This is a genomic window from Williamsia sp. Y844, from assembly GCF_056786475.1.
This window is the reverse complement of record NZ_JBXCJB010000002.1, coordinates 106,051-121,619: the sequence shown is the minus strand read 5'-3', so window position 1 is coordinate 121,619 and position 15,569 is coordinate 106,051. Positions and strand designations below refer to the sequence as shown.

The window sequence follows — 15,569 nt, the reverse complement described above, 5'->3', positions numbered from 1 at the left end:
GGGTTCCGCTGCCGCGTCAACGCAGCGCAACCTTCTTTCCCTGGATGGCTTTCTTTCCCGGAATTGCCCGCTTTCCCGGAATTGCCTGCTTTCCTGGAATTGCATTGATGAGCTCACGGGTGTATTCGTGTTGCGGATCATCGAAAACGTCTGTGATGCGGCCGGTTTCGACGATCCGCCCCTTTCGCATCACCGCGACCCCGTCGCTGATCTGCCGAACAACGGCAAGATCGTGGGAGATGAAGAGGTAGCTCAACGAATGCTCCTGCTGCAGCGCTGCCAGCAAGTCCAAGATCTGCGCCTGTACCGAGACATCGAGCGCAGAGACCGGCTCGTCGAGAACGACCAACTGCGGATTCAGTGCCAGGGCCCGAGCGATCGCCACCCGTTGTCGCTGCCCGCCGGACAGCTGCGCCGGATACCGGGACAAATACTTGTCCCCCAACGCAACCTGATGGAGCAGTTCGCGAACCTTCTCCCGCCGATCCTTCGCCGTCCCGATTCCGAAGGCCTGCAGTGGCTCGGCGACTATCTTGTCGATGGTGAGCTTGGGATTCAACGATGCGTACGGATTCTGGTGGACCAGTTGCACGCTGCGGCGCAGGGCACGCAACTCCTTTCCTCGCACGGACGAGATCTGATGACCCTCGAACCCGACCGTGCCGGACGACGCGGTCTCGAGGCGGGCCACGATCCGGGCGGTGGTGGACTTACCCGATCCGGACTCACCGACGAGTGAAAACGTCTGGCCCCTTGGCACATCGAACGAGACGTCATCGACGGCGAGCAGAGAGCTACCGCGTCCGACGCGGAAGGTCTTCGACAGGTTCCGAACCGACAGCAGCGCCGAACCCACATCTGTTGCCTGGGGTTTGCGTGGCAACACACGCGCCACCGCTGTCATGCTCGGCGCCGCTGCGAGAAGTTTGCGTGTGTCGTCGTGCTGAGGATCGGTGAGTACTTTCTCCGCTGAACCGGTTTCGACGATACGTCCCTCGCTCATGACGACGATGCGGTCCGCCCGATCGGCGGCAACACCGAGATCATGGGTGATGAGGAGGACGGCCGCACCGGTCGCGGTGATGCGCTCATCGAGGTGATCGAGAATCCGGCGCTGCACCGTGACGTCGAGTGCACTGGTCGGTTCATCCGCGATGATCAGATCCGGCTCGCAGGCCAGTGCGATACCGATCAACACCCGCTGCCGCTGTCCGCCGGAGAGATCCTGCGGATACTGCCGCATCCGGAGTTCAGGATTGTCCAGACCGGCCTCGGTGAGAATGCGCAGCGCCTCGATCTTGGCCCGGCGCCGGTCGGCGCGCCCATGGATGCGCAGTACCTCGGCCACCTGATCGCCGATCCGGGTCACCGGGTTCAACGAGGTTGTCGGATCCTGCGGCACAAGTCCGATATGCGCGCCGCGGATCTTCTCCAATGCCCGCTCGGGCGCGTTGTCGATCCGGTTGCCCCTGAAGGACACCGACCCGGCCGTGATGCGCCCACTCCCCGACAGCAGACCGATGACGGCATGCGCAGTGGTCGATTTGCCTGATCCGGATTCACCGACGATCGCGACGACCTCGCCGGTGGCGACTTCCAGATCGACACCATCGACTGCGTGTCCGACGTCGGATCCGTACTGAACGTGCAGACCTGAAATATTCAGAACAGGTTGTGGATTGGTCATCGGGACCCGCCTCGATCAAGTTGATGGCCGACGCGGTGGGCCGAGATCACGACCGCGATGATCACGAGCCCGGGAAGGGTCGTCATCCACCATGCCACGGCCAGATAGTTGCGACCTTCGGCGATGAGCGACCCCCACTCGGGCGTCGGTGGCGCCGCCCCGAATCCCAGGAAGCTCAGGGCCGACACCGCGAGGATCGCCATTCCGAATTCGACTGCGGCCAAAGCGATCACCGGCGCGTAGGAGTTGCGCAGGATGTGGCGGAAGAGCACGGTCGGCCAGCGGACACCGGAGGCAAAGGCGGCCTCGACATACGTGGCGCGGCGAACCCGCAACACCTCCGAACGGGTCACGCGCGCAAAACTGGCGACCATCGCCACCCCGACCGCGATCGCTACGTTGACCGTCCCGAAGCCGAGCGCGGTGACCAGCGCCAAGGAGAGCAGCAGCGCCGGAATCGACAGCAGCACATCGACCACCCGCATGAGGACCGCGTCGACGACGCCGCCGATCGAACCTGAGAGCAAACCGATCAGCGTGCCCACGATCAGCGCGATCCCCACTGCCAACAGCGTTGCGGTCAACGACAGTCCAGATCCGTGGACAACCCTGGTGTAGACGTCACGACCGATGTTGTCGGTGCCGAACCAGTGCTGGGCACTCGGTGCCTCGAACTTGTCTGCCGGAACACCGGTCAGCGGATCGCCACTGGCGAAGACCGAGGGGAAGAGCGCAAACCCGATGACCAACAGCAAGACGATGATCGCCAACCCCAGGACCGAATGCCGCAGGATGTTCCGTGCTCCGAGCCGTCGGGGTGCTGGCCGTCGATCCGGCGGGTGTGCCACCTCGGCCTCGCGGTCGAGGATCTTGCTGTCGGCGAGTATGAGGTCAGACATGCGCGGCCTCTTTCTCGGTTGTGTCGGACGCCGCGGCATCGGTGGACGGCGTCTTCTTCCGGAATGTCTCGACGATCCTCGGATCGATGAGTGGATACAACAGGTCGACGATCAGGTTGATCAAGACAAACGCCACCGTCGACAGGACCACGATGCCGAGCACGACCGGGATGTCCTGGGCCATCACCGACGTCTGCATCAGGCGACCGACACCGGCCCGGGAGAAGACGGTCTCCACGACCACCGCGCTGGCGACCAGATTGCCGAACAGAACTCCCGCGATGGTCAGAGCCGGGATGCTGGCCAGCCGCACAACGTGATGCGTCACGACCCGAAACCGGCTCGCCCCCTTGGCCTGTGCCGTCTCGACGAACGGCTGCCGCCAAGTGGTGCCCATACTCGAGGCGAGGACCTGAGCGATCACCGCCCCCGTCGGCAGAGCCAACGTGATCGCGGGCAGCACGAGGGTCGAGAATCCACTGTCCCCGAATGCCGGGAAGACGTGCAGGTTGAAGGAGAAGGCCTGCAACAGCATCAGACCGACCCAGAACGTCGGGACCGCAACACCCAACGGCGGCAACGCCTGCAGCGCTGTACGCAACCACTGGGTCCGCGTATACGTCGTCGCAAAGGCGATCAACCCACCGAACAACAGCGCCAGGGTCAACGCGGCCAGCGCCAATGCCAGGGTATTCGGCAGCGCGTCGCCGATCGCGGTGGTCACCGGCTGCCCGGTCGAGATCGACGTACCGAAGTCACCACGGATCGCGTGGGTGAGCGAGGTCCAGTACTGCGACAACAACGACTGGTCGAGTCCGTATCGGGCCTGCAGATCTGCAACCGCCTGTTTATCCACCGGTGTCGCCGAATTGCCTTGTACCGCAATACTGACCGGATCAGATGGGAGGGCGAAGAGTATCAGGAAGGCCACGGTGAACGATGCCCAGAGGACACCGACCGCCTGCAGCGCCCGCAGTCCGACATACCGGATCACGATCAGTTCCCGGATATCCAGGTATCGAAGAACACGAGTCTGGCAGACGCGTCGAACTTGACGTCTTGCGTCTTCGACCCGGTACCGATGACCTGTGACAGTTCCGTGGTGGGAATCCAGAGACCGTCCGAGATGACCTGCTCCTGCGCAGTGGCCAGCAGGACGTCGCGCGGCGCTTTCTCCGTCGTCGCGAGCTGTCCGGAGAGTGCCTCATCCAGCACCGGGATCGGGCCACGATGGTTCAGGTTGCGACTTTCGAGTCCGAAGGTCGTACGCAGGATGTCTCCATCGGCGCGAGTGCTGTTGTAGTACAACGCGTCGTAGTCCCCGCTGGCCTGCAGCGCGGTGAACTCGGCATTCGAGAGGAGACCGAGCTGCAGGTCGACCCCGACGGCCTTCAGCTGTTGTTGAACCAACTCGAGAATCGCCTGGTTACCGGTGAACACAGCGCTGAACGAGAGCGTGAAAGAGAGCTTCTGGCCATCCTTCTCCCGGATTCCATCGCCTCCGTCGACCCATCCTGCCTGGTCGAGAATCGAGCGCGCCTTGTCCTGGTCGAAGGTCACCTCCGACGACAGGTCCGTGTACCCGGGAGTGTTCGCGGCCAGTGCGCTGGTCGCGACATTGAAATCGTCACCCAGAACGGTGTCGACAAGTTCCTGACGGTTGATGGCCGGGATGATCGCCTGCCGCACAGCCGGATCGGTGAGGACCCCACGGGTCACATTGGGCTGGAATCCGAACGTGATGCCCGGGTTCGGGGTAGTGAGAACCTGACCACCGACCGCTTCGATCTGTGGCGCGTCCTGGGGCAGCGCGTCACTGACCGCGTCGAGCTGATCCGAGGACAGCGATCCCGTGCGCACACCCGACTCGGGGATCACCGTGAAGTCGATGCCATCGAGATATGCCTCACCGGCATGGGCGAAAACCGGTGAGCTCCAGTTGTAACCGGTGCGCTTGGCCAGCGACACCGACCGGTCCTGCTGCCAGTCCGAGTAGGTAAACGGGCCGCTGCCGATATTGGTCCCGAGGCACCGCGCTTCGGCGGTCTGAGCGACGGTGGCATCGGCTTGCAGGCCGAGCTGCGAGGTCGACGTGGCCTGCAGGAACTGCGCGTTCGGTGTGCTGAAATCCACCGTCGCGGTCAGCGGGTCGACCACCGTGGTTCCCGCATAGCCGGTCAGATAACTCGAGGCCAGCGGGGTTTTCGCGGCACCGAGCGCAAGAATGGAGTCGAAGTTCTTCTTCACGGACTCCGCGGTGAGCGGCGTGCCGTCACTGAAGGTCACGCCGTCGCGGAGCTTGAAGGTGAACGACTTTGCGTCGGGGCTGATCTCCCAGCTCTCCGCCAGCCACGGTGTGATGTCACCGGTCTGCGGATCCTGGTCGGTCAGGGAGTCCACCACCTGGCGGGTGACATAGATCGTCTGGTTGGTGGCGCCCTGTGCCGGATCCGAACAGGTCGGTGCCCCGGAAAGCCCGTAGCGCAGGGTTCCACCCGGCGCAGCGGGGCCGGCGTCGCCCTCGCCGCCGGAGGCGTCGGACCCGCAGGCGCTGAGCAGGGTTGCTGTCATCAGCGCGGCGCCGACCACGGCGAACAGCGGGCGGGACACACGTGCATTCATCGATTTCCTCCATCGATCCTGGCGATAGCACGCTCCTGCGGAGAAGCGGCGGCTGCTTCGCCCGTTATCAGCTCACTGATGAGGTTAAACCGTTGCGCCCCAATATCTTCAATAAAATCAGTGTGGTTTTGAACCAGCCCGCTCACGCCACACCCGCGATCTTCCTGTCGCGCTTGGCGACTTCCTCACGAACGATGGGAATCACATACCGGCCGAAGTCGATCGCGTCGTCGAGCAGGTCGTAGCCGCGGGCCGAGAGGATGTCGATCCCCAGGTCGTAGTACTCGAGCAGCGCGGCTGCCACCGTCTCCGGAGAACCGACCAGCGCGTTGGAATTTCCGCCGCCCCCGGTTGCCTTGGACGTTGCCGTCCATCCCGCGGCTCCGAAGCGGTCGACTGAATCAGCGATCTCCAGTAGACGTTGGGAACCGGCATTCTGAGGCGATGTCAGGGAGAATCCGCGTGGGAGCTGGGCGGCGCCGGCTGCTCGGGCATTGAGCTGACCGAGTATCGATTCGGCTTTCTGCCAGGCCAATTCGTCGGTCGGGGCGATGATCGGCCGGAACGCGACCTGTAATCGCGGGCGCCCTTCACGACCTGCGGCCTTCGCAGACGCGGTGATCGACGCGATCTGCTCGGCCGTGTTTTCGAGGGGTTCACCCCACAGCGCGTAGATATCTGCCTCCGCGCCGCCGACCGCATAGGCCGCCGACGACGACCCGCCGAAGGAGATGTCGGGCCGAGGCTGCGCAACCGGGAAGACATCGGAGACGAAGTCGTTGAACCGGTAGTAGGTGCCGTTGTGGTCGAACGGTTCCCGGCTGGTCCACACCTTCTTGACGATCTGGATGTACTCCCGGGTGCGTTCGTACCGCTGGTCTTTCGACAGGAAGTCACCCTCCCGCTGCTGTTCGCTGTCGTTGCCGCCGGTGATGAAGTGCACCGTCACCCGTCCCTCGGAGATCTGGTCGAGTGTTGCGAAGGTTTTGGCGGCGAATGTCGGGTACGAGACATTGGGACGGTGTGCCAGCAGGATCTCGATGCGTTCGAGATTGCTCGCGATGTATGAGGCGGCCGCCGCAGGTTCAGGAGCACCGGCACCATAGGCGAACAGGATCCGGTCCCATCCGAAATCCTCGTGTGCACGAGCGAGTTTGAGCGTGTACTCCCTGTCGAAGGAGCCGGCGGTGGTACGAGGGTGGATCTCGGTGCCGTCATTCGTGGCAGCGATCCCCAGGAACTCTACTGGCATGTTTGTCCTTTTCGATGTGTCAGATGAAGTGCGCGAAGATGCGCCGACCGATACGCATCGACGGCGGGAGCCGGGTCGAAGCGGTCATGTCAGAGCCTCCAACGCGACGGGAGTGGAGATCGGGCGGCTCGGGATCTCACGTCTGAGCACCGGTGCGATCTCGGACTGGAAGAGTTCGAGCGAGTCGCGATGCTGGGAGTCGGTGAGGCCGCTGGCGTCAGCGTGCAGATGCATGACCTCATGACCGAACTTCTCGTGATATCGCAACACTTTGTCGATCACCTGCTGCGGGCTCCCGAGCAGAAGTGAGCTTCGTTCGATGGCGTCCTCGAGGGTCGGAAACACCAGCGGCAGACCGAATGACCCGATTCTCGCCAAGGTGGCGTCGAAGATCGGGCGGTATGTGTCGATCGCATCCTGCGAGTTCTTGGTGGCGTAGTACCCGGCCGATCCCGCACCCACGAGAGCATCCGCCGGATCGTGCCCGTATGCCGCCCACCGCGCTCGGTAGTGGTCGATCAATTCGGCATAGGGTTCGATCGGATTGGTGACGTTGGCCGAGAACAGCGGATCTCCGTAAAATGCTGCCAGATCGACTGATTCACGGCTGGTGGCGCTGCCGTGCCAGACGCGAATCTTCTTCTGCAGCGGGCGGGGCAGGGCCTCGGCGTCGGTCAACGACGGCCGGTACTTGCCCGTCCAGGTGACCGTGTCGTCCTCCCACAACCGTCGGAAGAGTTCGTAGCCTTCCCGGTTGCGCTCCCACTGGTCGGCCTCGGTGACGTGGAACAGCTTGGCCTGCGCGGCGCCGTTGCCCTTGCCGATCATCAGTTGCAGTCGGCCACCGGAGAGGTTGTCGAGGGTCGAGTAGTCCTCGAAGGCGCGAACCGGATCGAGCAGACTGAGCGTTGTCACCGCGGTGAACAGCGCGATGGTCGAAGTCCGTGCGGCGATGTTACTGAGCACAACCGGTGGCGACGAGGAGATGAACGGCCTCTCGTGCCGCTCGCCCACCCCGAAACCGTCAAAGCCCAATTCCTCTGCGAGAACCGCGTTGTCGATCACTTCTCGAAACCGCTCCGCCGCGGTCACGGTCTCGCCGGACAACGGGTGAGGCGTGTGGGTGATCAGACTGATCAACAGAAACTTCACCCGGACTCCTGAACTGACGGCATGGCACACAACCTTCATCGGTCCCGGCAGTAGCACCCGCACCCGCCGAGGCGGGGGGTTGCTGCGACGTCAGCGAGCCGGGTCTCTCAATCGCTCTTGATGATCCTTGTGCACAGTAAGCCGGTGCCCATAACGCGTCAAACGATGAATCAACTTGCCCGACAGACAGTGTGAGTCACGTTGGTCCCGCCATCAGGGATGTTCAGCCCTTTCCGGCGAACGGACCGACGGACTTTCTGAAGCATTGCCGCAGCACAACAGCCTCCAGGGCGATCCGGTCGGTCCGCGGTGATCGCAGGCCGTCCGGCACGACGCGTCATGACCACCCGCCGTGGAACGGTTAGATTCAGTCAGGTTCAAACCCCACGCCATCTTTTGATGGCCATCGGAATCGTGCGCCCAGGTCGCCGGACCCGCTATGGCTTGTTGCCCTCGTCTTCGATGATCCTGGGGGCTGCGACGCCAAACAGAACAAACGCGATCTCCCGATCTGCCATCAGCGAGGACCGGTCGGCGCCCGGGAGTACAAGAGGTTCGGCAAGATGCTTGTACCCGCAATGACTTTTCACCGCCACACCGCAGCCGGGATGACTTGTCGATCGAACCGGCCGTCTACTCGGGCGCCTGCAGCAGGTGTTCGCGTGTGTCGGCGAATGCTCGCCCCAACACGGCAACGTCCCGCGGACTGAGCAGGTCGAACATGTTTCGCCTGACCTCGGCGACATGTCCGGGGCTCGCCGACGCCAGCTTCTGCATCCCGGCGTCGGTCAATTCCGCCATCATGCCGCGTTTGTCGTCTTCGCATTCGACGCGAAGCACCCATCCGGCGTCGACCAGACGGCCGATTGCCCTGGTGGCGCCACTTCTCGTGGTCGTGATCGCATCAGCCAGATCCCGCATGCGCAGTCGGTGCTGCGGCGCCTCGGACAAGATGACCAGCAATTCGAAGTCCGTGAACGACAAACCGGCATCCCGGGCGAGCTGCTGATCGAGCGTCCGCAGCAGCAACCGGGTCGCATCCAGGTACGCGCGCCACGTCCGCTGCTCGTCCTCACTGAGCCACTGTGTTGATTCCACGACTAGAGCATAGCCAAAGTAGTTGACAAAGCAACCAGTTGCGGTACGCTACCGAAGTAGTTGAGCACGCAACCATTTACCTCTGCCCACTCGAAGCGCACACTGGATGAAGACCCCCGCACGGAAGGACCGGCCATGAGCACCGCCGACATCGACGAGAAGCGCCTGCAGGAATATGCGGGCAAGCGTGAGGCGATCCGCGCCGAACACCTGGTACCCGCCGAATCCCGGCCGGCCTCCTCTGCTCGCGGTCTGCACCACACCGCACTGGTCAGCAGCGACGTCGAACGCACCGTTCGCTTCTACCAGGACCTACTCGAATTCCCGCTGACCGAACTCATCGAGAACCGCGACTATCCCGGCTCCTCGCACTTCTTCTTCGACATCGGCAACGGAAATCTCTTGGCGTTCTTCGACTTTCCCGGCCTGGATGTCGGTCCATACCAGGAAGTCCTCGGCGGGCTGCATCATGTCGCGATCAGTGTCGAGCCGCAGCGCTGGAAACATTTGCGCGACAAACTGATCGACGCGGGCGTCGAACTCATCGAACACAGCGAGGTGTCGCTGTACTTCCGCGACCCCGACGGGGCCCGCCTCGAACTCATCGCCGATCCACTCGGCGAGATGTACGGCTCTCACGTTCTCTAGACATGGCTTCTGGCGATAGCGCTCCACTCGAAAGGCCCTACCGATGACCACAGCAACACCTCCCACCCGCTTCGACGTCCGCCGTGCCGACAGTCGCTTCAAGACCAACGCGGGTTGGCTCGACTCCAAACACTCCTTCTCTTTCGGCCCCCACTACGACCCGGCCAACACCCACCACGGTGTCCTGATGGTCAACAACGACGACATCGTCCTGCCCCGACAAGGTTTCGACACTCATCCCCATCAGGACATGGAGATCGTCACCTGGGTTCTGCAGGGCTCCCTGGTCCACCAGGACTCGATGGGACACAACGGCGTCATCTACCCCGGTCTGGCGCAGCGAATGAGCGCCGGTACCGGGATCATGCATTCGGAGAAGAACGATGTCTGGCGCCAAGACACCGCCGATGCGACCCACGATCCCGTGCACTTCGTCCAGATGTGGGTTGTCCCTGATGAATCCGGTATCACGCCGGGCTACGAGCAACTGGAGATCGACCACGAATTGCTGTCCGGCGGATTGGTTCCGGTGGCCTCGGGCATGCCGCAGTACGTCGACCATTCGGCGATCCGCATCAAAAACCGTTACGCCACCATGCATGTGGCGAGGATGTCCCCCGGGCAGCATCCCCTGACACTTCCCGACGCTCCCCTGCTGCACGTCTTCGTCCCGCGCGGCGACGTCGTGATGGAGGGTGTCGGCGAGCTCGGCGATGGCGACGCGGTCCGCGTCCACGGCGATGGCGGGCAACAGCTGACCGCCACCTCCGATGCCGAGGTCATCGTGTGGGAAATGCATGCCGCGATAGCGGCCTGAGACACCGGGCACATGGCAGACCCGATGCGGGGCTTCACCGATCCCGGACCGCCGTCGCGGATCGTGTTCGGCAGCGGGACCCTGGCAACCGTCGGCGACGAGGTCAGCAGGCTCGGCGGCAGTCGGGTTCTGCTGATCGCCGGACCGCGCCTGGAATCCCTGGCCACCGAGCTCACGGACCAGTTGGGAACTGCGCTCGCGGCCCGCTTCGACGGCGCGGTCATGCACACGCCGCTGGAGGTCACCGAGCGCGCGATGGAGTTGGCCGAAGCAGCAGATGTCGACTGTGTGGTGGCGATCGGCGGTGGTTCGGCAACCGGACTGTCGAAGGCGCTGGCAGTACGCGGCGGATACGACCAGATCATCGTTCCGACCACCTATGCCGGCTCTGAGGTGACGCCGGTACTCGGCGAGACCGTCGACGGGGTCAAGACCACACGCAGTTCGCCGGCCATCCTGCCCGAGACCGTCATCTACGACGTCGACCTGACCATGGATCTGCCTGCCGCGATCACACTCACCAGCTCGATCAATGCCCTGGCGCATGCGGTCGAGGCGTTGTACTCGGCCGACGCGAATCCGGTCACCGACCTCATGGCACTCGACGCCGTCACGGCCATCAACCGCGCACTCCCCCGCGTGATGGCTGATCTCCACGACGCGCAGGCCCGATCCGACCTGCTCCGCGCGGCCTGGCTGGCCGGCAGCTGCCTGGGATCTGTCGGAATGGGCCTGCACCACAAGCTCTGTCACACCCTGGGTGGCAGTTTCGGCCTGCCCCACGGCCCGACGCATACCGTCGTGCTGCCGCATGCCATGGCCTACAACACCCCCGCCGCACCGGAGACGATGGAGCGCATCGCCAATGCCATGGGTGTGCCCGATGCCGCGGCAGGCGTCTACGACCTGGTGGCGGGGCTCGGCGGGCCGCGCTCACTTCGCGAACTCGGATTCGATCCCGAATCCATCGCTCGGGCAAGCCAATTGGCAACCGCCAAGCCGTATCCGAATCCGAGGCCGGTCACATCTGCCGGCGTCGCCGAACTCCTGCGCGATGCTACCGTCGGACGCCGACCATCCACCGAGTCCGCTCGGACCCGATCCACCATGCCGTGATGGGGAATCTCGGGGAGCGTTTCGAAGAGCATCGCAGTCGGCTGCTGTCGGTGGCATACCGGATCACCGGCAGCATCAGCGATGCCGAAGACGCGGTTCAGGAGTCCTGGTTACGCCTCGATGCGGCCGAGCACGACGCGATCGACGATCTCGGCGCCTGGCTGACCACCGTGGTCGGCCGGATCTGTCTCGACCGTCTCAAATCAGCCGCCGTGACACGTGAAAGTCATGTGGGCCAATGGCTTCCGGAGCCGATCGTGACCCGGATAGCCCCCGAATACGACGATCCACTGCACGCCGTCATCGCAGCCGAAGACAGTCGTTACGCCGCGATGGTGCTGTTCGAAACCCTCACCCCGGCAATGCGCGTTGCCTTTGTCCTCCACGACGGATTCGGCGTTCCCTTTGCCGACATCGCCGAGATCCTCGGCTCCTCGACCGCGTCGGCACGCCAACTCGCCTCGCGGGCCCGTCGAACCGTCTCCGACATCCCGGCCCCGGTCAGCGACACCGAACAGGCCGAAGCCGTCGGCAGGCTCGTCGCGGCGATGGCGGCCGGCGACATGGATGCGGTGTTGGCCGCACTGGATCCGGACGCGATGATCGTCGGCGACGCCAACCGCACCACACCAACCGCGGTGAAGGCGATTCGCGGTGCCGCCGGAGTTGCCCGATTCCTGTTCTGGCTTCTGCGCCGCTACGGACCTGACGCACTCGCCCTGCAGATACCCGTCCGGGTCAACGGTGAACTCGGAACCTATTCCGCCGGCTGGGAGGTCAAGGGTGATCGTCGCGCCTCACCGGCCCGGGTCGTCTGCTTTGTGGTCCGCGACGGCCTGATCGTATCCATCTACGACATCGCCGATCCGACCAAGCTGACTGCGATCGATGCCGCTCAGCTCGTGCCCGCCTCCGAGGCAGCGTCACCGCCGGCCCAGGGCACACGGCAGGAGTCAGTGGAAAATCCCTGATCGGTCATACCCAGCGCCGCATACATCCGGGAGCGCTGGTTCTCCAGCGAGATCTGGTAGGTCAGCTCGATCAGTCCGTCGATTCCGAATCGCTCGCGTAGGTCGTCCACCTGCTCGTCGGTGACCGTGGGCGGCGTCGCGCTCACCGCGTCCGCGTAGGCGATCGCGGCCCGCTCATCGGCACTGTAGAGCGGCGACGTCTCGTAGTCGGCGATCTGTTGCAAGCGGTCGATATCGAGATCTTCATGCTTCTGGAGCATGGTGCCGAAGTCGATGCACCACGAACATCCGACAACCCACGCCGTTCGGTAGACGGCGATCTCGCGAATATTCGGCGGCAACACCTTTGACGCCCGCTCCACCGCACTCTCGTGCACGCCCGCCGCCATGAACAGGCCCCGATGGTGTGCCAGGACCGCAAAGGGTTCGGGCACCGACCCGAACCGGCGCTCGGCGTACCGATACACGCCCTTGACGATCAGCCCCGCGTCTTGCGGCGCCAGTGCTGGTATCCGTGCCATGTCTGTTCCTCCCAATCCGTCGGCGCGAGGTGCGCCTCTATGGGGTAGACGAGACAGCAGGCGAAAACGTGACAGATTCGCGGAGAACGACTCAGACCGGGAGATCGACCGAGTCCGGCGCCCACAACCGCTCGTAGTGATACGGGTCGAAGGTTCCGTTCCGTTCCCGGAACGAGCGGCCGGTTCCGGGCCAGAGCAGCGTGAGCCGGCGACTGGTCGGATCGAGGTACCAGCTGCTGCAACCACTGAGCCATACCGTCGACGCACTACGCTCGTCGATCTCCCGGGTGTAGGCCTGTTCGGCAGCGGCCGTCACCTCCACCGCACGGGTTCCGCTGTCGTTGAGGTGATCGAGGGCGCCGAGCACGTAGTCGATCTGGGTTTCGATCATGTAGATCGCCGAGTTGTGGCCCAGCGCCGCATTCGGTCCGTCGAGTACGAACATGTTGGGGTATCCGCTGATGGCGGTGGATGCGTACGACACCATCCCGGCCCCCCAATGCTCCGAGAGCCGTTCCCCGTCGACCCCGACGATCCGGGTGGCGAACTCCGGGCGGGCCGCCGAGAAGCCGGTCGCCATCACCACGGTGTCGAGCTCATAGGCCTTCCCGCCGGCCGCCACCGCCCGGGATCCGTCGAACTGTGCCAGCGCGGATGGCTCGAGCGTGACGTTCGGCCGGGTCATGGTGGGAAAGAAGTCGTCGCTCAACAGGATTCGCTTGCAACCGATTTCGTAATGCGGTGTGAGATCGGCGCGCAGGCCTGGATCGGCGACCTGCGCGTGGAGATGACCCAACGCCCGGTCACGTATCTGGTCGATGTCCGGGTGCAGGCCGCGACGCTGCCCAAATGCCTTGTCCGCCTCGGTGAACAACTCTTCTCGAAGGCGATCGGCATTGGCCTTCACCCGTAATTCTTCGCGCTCGGCCGAGCTGTACTGCCGATTGCCGCGCGGGACCACGTACGGCGCGCTGCGGGAGAAGACCACCAACTCCTCGGCCCGCTGCGCCAGTTCCGGGACCAGCTGGATCGCCGAGGCACCGGTACCGACCACACCGACCCGAGCGCCGTCGATCGGTGCGGTGTTGTCCCAGCGCGCGGTGTGAAAAACACTGCCCGGGTATGCATCCATGCCCGGGATCGGCGGAACGAGTGGGTCGGCCAGACGCCCCACCGCGACCACCAGCACCCGAGCCCGGAGCTCACCGGCCGTGGACGAGACCGCCCAGCACAATTCGTCGGGCAGCCACCGCGTCTGGGTCACGTCGACACCGAGGTGCAGATGCGGCAACAGCCCTTCCTCGGCGGCGGCCTGCTCGAGATAGTTGTGGATCTGATCGCCTGCGGCAAACAGCGATTCCCAGTCGCCCGGCGGACGGAACGAGAACGAATAGACGTGCGAGGGCACGTCGCAGGCCACACCCGGATACCGGTTGTCCCGCCAGGTGCCGCCGACCGCGTTTTCCCGTTCGAGGATCACAAAACTCTCGTCACCGCGCCGAGCAGTGCGGATCGCCATCCCGAGTCCGGCAAATCCGGCCCCCACGATCGCGACGTCGACGTAGTCGGGCAAGAGTTGCGGGCCGGTCATGCAAATACCCGACGCAGGACGTCGCGGCGTTCGGCCGAAGGCGAGCTGTAGGGGGTGGTGCGTTGACGAACCGTCCGTCCGAGGTCCGCGGCCAGGCTCTCCACATCCGCGGGCAGCAGTTGTCTGCCACTTTCCGGGCCTGCACTCGGCATCAGGGTCCCGTCGATCAGTACGCCCCCCACATCGTCGGCACCACCGCGCAGGACCGCGGTGAGCGCCTCGGCATCGAGCTTCGTCCACGCCGCCTGGACGTGATCAAACGACTCCTGGAGCATCAGCCGTGCCACCGCGTGTACCGCCCGCGTCTCGCGGAAGGACGGACCACGGGTCGCCATCTCACGCAGGTGCGGCGGTGCGAGCTCGGGCAACATCGGCATCAGGATGAGTTCGGTGAAACCACCGGTCCGCGCCTGGATCTCGCCAAGCAATCGCAAATGCGCAACCTGAAGTTCCGGCCGTTCGAGATGGCCGTAGAGCAGCGTCGCGGTGGATTTGAGGCCCACCTCGTGCGCGGTGGTGATCGTCTCGACCCACGTCTGAACCGACAGCGCCTGACCGTTCGGCGAAAGCGCTTCACGGACCGAGTCATCGAGTACCTGGGCAGCGGTCCCCGGAACAGTGCTCACCCCGGCGGCCTTGGCAGCCAACAGGAAATCCCGGACCGAGATCCCGAGACGGTCGGCGGCATCGATCACCTCGGGTACCCGGTAGGCGTGCAGGTGCATGTCCGGTGCGACAGTCCGGATGCGTTCGACCACCGTCAGGTAGTCGCTGGCAGGCCGCGCCTGGGGCACCGGACCCTGCATGCAGATCTCGGTGGCGCCCAGCGTCCAGGCTTCGGCCACGAGATCCTCGAGTCGCGGCGACGCGACGAGGTCGAGTACGGCACCGGTGTCGAAGTTCCGGTTGGCAACGAATGTGAGTTCGTCGCCGACTGCTTTCTGACGGGCGGATTCTGCCAATTCGCACAGTTCGTTCAGCTCGTCGCCCTGCGCTTGCAGCAGCAAAATCCATTCGGCATCGTCGAGCGGAGCCGAACCATCAGCGATCCGGCGCAGCGCCGGCCGCACCGTGGACCCCGGGAGCCGAGTGTCTTCGGCCCAGGACCTTCGCATCGTCATCCTTCGACTCTAGAACCGGACCACGACCGGTGTTCGCCGCAGGTACACCTGCGACACCCACCGTGTCGGGACGA

General features: G+C 64.2%; 15 protein-coding genes and 1 riboswitch. Of the genes, 4 read left to right on the top strand and 11 right to left on the bottom strand.

Translation table 11 applies throughout. From position 1 onward, the window contains the following. Positions 1-16: 16 nt before the first annotated feature. The 8 genes from AC1TQG_RS12930 to AC1TQG_RS12895 all read right to left on the bottom strand — a co-directional run bounded on the left by AC1TQG_RS12930 (position 17) and on the right by AC1TQG_RS12895 (position 8,710). Entirely contained in the window at positions 17-1,687 is a 1,671-nt protein-coding gene (locus AC1TQG_RS12930; protein WP_482137454.1) for a dipeptide ABC transporter ATP-binding protein, read from the bottom strand. Next, positions 1,684-2,586 (bottom strand): ABC transporter permease, encoded by a 903-nt coding sequence (locus AC1TQG_RS12925; protein WP_482137453.1) that lies wholly within the window; start codon positions 2,584-2,586, stop codon positions 1,684-1,686. The genes AC1TQG_RS12930 and AC1TQG_RS12925 overlap by 4 nt, the downstream gene beginning before the upstream one ends. Continuing rightward, on the bottom strand, positions 2,579-3,580 hold the full coding sequence (locus tag AC1TQG_RS12920; protein ID WP_482137451.1) for an ABC transporter permease: 1,002 nt from the start codon (positions 3,578-3,580) through the stop codon (positions 2,579-2,581). The genes AC1TQG_RS12925 and AC1TQG_RS12920 overlap by 8 nt, the downstream gene beginning before the upstream one ends. 2 nt (positions 3,581-3,582) lie before the next feature. After that, positions 3,583-5,208, bottom strand: coding sequence for an ABC transporter substrate-binding protein (locus tag AC1TQG_RS12915; protein WP_482137450.1), 1,626 nt, complete (start codon positions 5,206-5,208; stop codon positions 3,583-3,585). Beyond that, positions 5,205-5,354, bottom strand: a complete 150-nt coding sequence (locus tag AC1TQG_RS12910) for a hypothetical protein (RefSeq protein ID WP_482137448.1) — start codon at positions 5,352-5,354, stop codon at positions 5,205-5,207. The genes AC1TQG_RS12915 and AC1TQG_RS12910 overlap by 4 nt, the downstream gene beginning before the upstream one ends. Then, positions 5,351-6,460, bottom strand: coding sequence for an LLM class flavin-dependent oxidoreductase (locus tag AC1TQG_RS12905; protein WP_482137446.1), 1,110 nt, complete (start codon positions 6,458-6,460; stop codon positions 5,351-5,353). The genes AC1TQG_RS12910 and AC1TQG_RS12905 overlap by 4 nt, the downstream gene beginning before the upstream one ends. 84 nt (positions 6,461-6,544) lie before the next feature. After that, entirely contained in the window at positions 6,545-7,612 is a 1,068-nt protein-coding gene (locus tag AC1TQG_RS12900; protein WP_482137445.1) for an LLM class flavin-dependent oxidoreductase, read from the bottom strand. Between the two features lie 32 nt (positions 7,613-7,644). Beyond that, a riboswitch (SAM riboswitch) is annotated at positions 7,645-7,739 on the bottom strand. A gap of 506 nt (positions 7,740-8,245) precedes the next feature. Continuing rightward, positions 8,246-8,710, bottom strand: a complete 465-nt coding sequence (locus AC1TQG_RS12895; RefSeq protein ID WP_482137443.1) for a MarR family winged helix-turn-helix transcriptional regulator — start codon at positions 8,708-8,710, stop codon at positions 8,246-8,248. 135 nt (positions 8,711-8,845) lie between these two features. On the opposite strand from AC1TQG_RS12895, the gene AC1TQG_RS12890 reads away from it, so the two are divergent. The 4 genes from AC1TQG_RS12890 to sigJ are packed head-to-tail and all read left to right on the top strand — an operon-like array spanning position 8,846 to position 12,262. After that, positions 8,846-9,358, top strand: coding sequence for a VOC family protein (locus tag AC1TQG_RS12890; RefSeq protein WP_482137441.1), 513 nt, complete (start codon positions 8,846-8,848; stop codon positions 9,356-9,358). A 43-nt stretch (positions 9,359-9,401) separates the two neighbouring features. Then, positions 9,402-10,175, top strand: a complete 774-nt coding sequence (locus AC1TQG_RS12885; protein WP_482137440.1) for a pirin family protein — start codon at positions 9,402-9,404, stop codon at positions 10,173-10,175. Between the two features lie 24 nt (positions 10,176-10,199). Further along, entirely contained in the window at positions 10,200-11,291 is a 1,092-nt protein-coding gene (locus AC1TQG_RS12880) for a maleylacetate reductase (RefSeq protein ID WP_482138722.1), read from the top strand. Next, the gene (sigJ, locus tag AC1TQG_RS12875; protein ID WP_482137439.1) at positions 11,291-12,262 is read left to right on the top strand and encodes an RNA polymerase sigma factor SigJ; all 972 of its coding nucleotides are present in this window, start codon (positions 11,291-11,293) and stop codon (positions 12,260-12,262) included. The genes AC1TQG_RS12880 and sigJ overlap by 1 nt, the downstream gene beginning before the upstream one ends. Here the strand turns inward: sigJ and AC1TQG_RS12870 are convergent. The 3 genes from AC1TQG_RS12870 to AC1TQG_RS12860 form a co-directional block, all read right to left on the bottom strand. Continuing rightward, on the bottom strand, positions 12,187-12,783 hold the full coding sequence (locus AC1TQG_RS12870; RefSeq protein WP_482137438.1) for a carboxymuconolactone decarboxylase family protein: 597 nt from the start codon (positions 12,781-12,783) through the stop codon (positions 12,187-12,189). The genes sigJ and AC1TQG_RS12870 overlap by 76 nt on opposite strands. 91 nt (positions 12,784-12,874) lie before the next feature. Beyond that, the gene (locus tag AC1TQG_RS12865; RefSeq protein WP_482137436.1) at positions 12,875-14,374 is read right to left on the bottom strand and encodes a flavin-containing monooxygenase; all 1,500 of its coding nucleotides are present in this window, start codon (positions 14,372-14,374) and stop codon (positions 12,875-12,877) included. Beyond that, positions 14,371-15,495 carry an FO synthase gene (locus AC1TQG_RS12860; RefSeq protein ID WP_482137435.1) on the bottom strand — a complete coding sequence of 375 codons (1,125 nt, stop codon included), beginning with the start codon at positions 15,493-15,495 and terminating at the stop codon, positions 14,371-14,373. The genes AC1TQG_RS12865 and AC1TQG_RS12860 overlap by 4 nt, the downstream gene beginning before the upstream one ends. Positions 15,496-15,569: the final 74 nt, after the last annotated feature.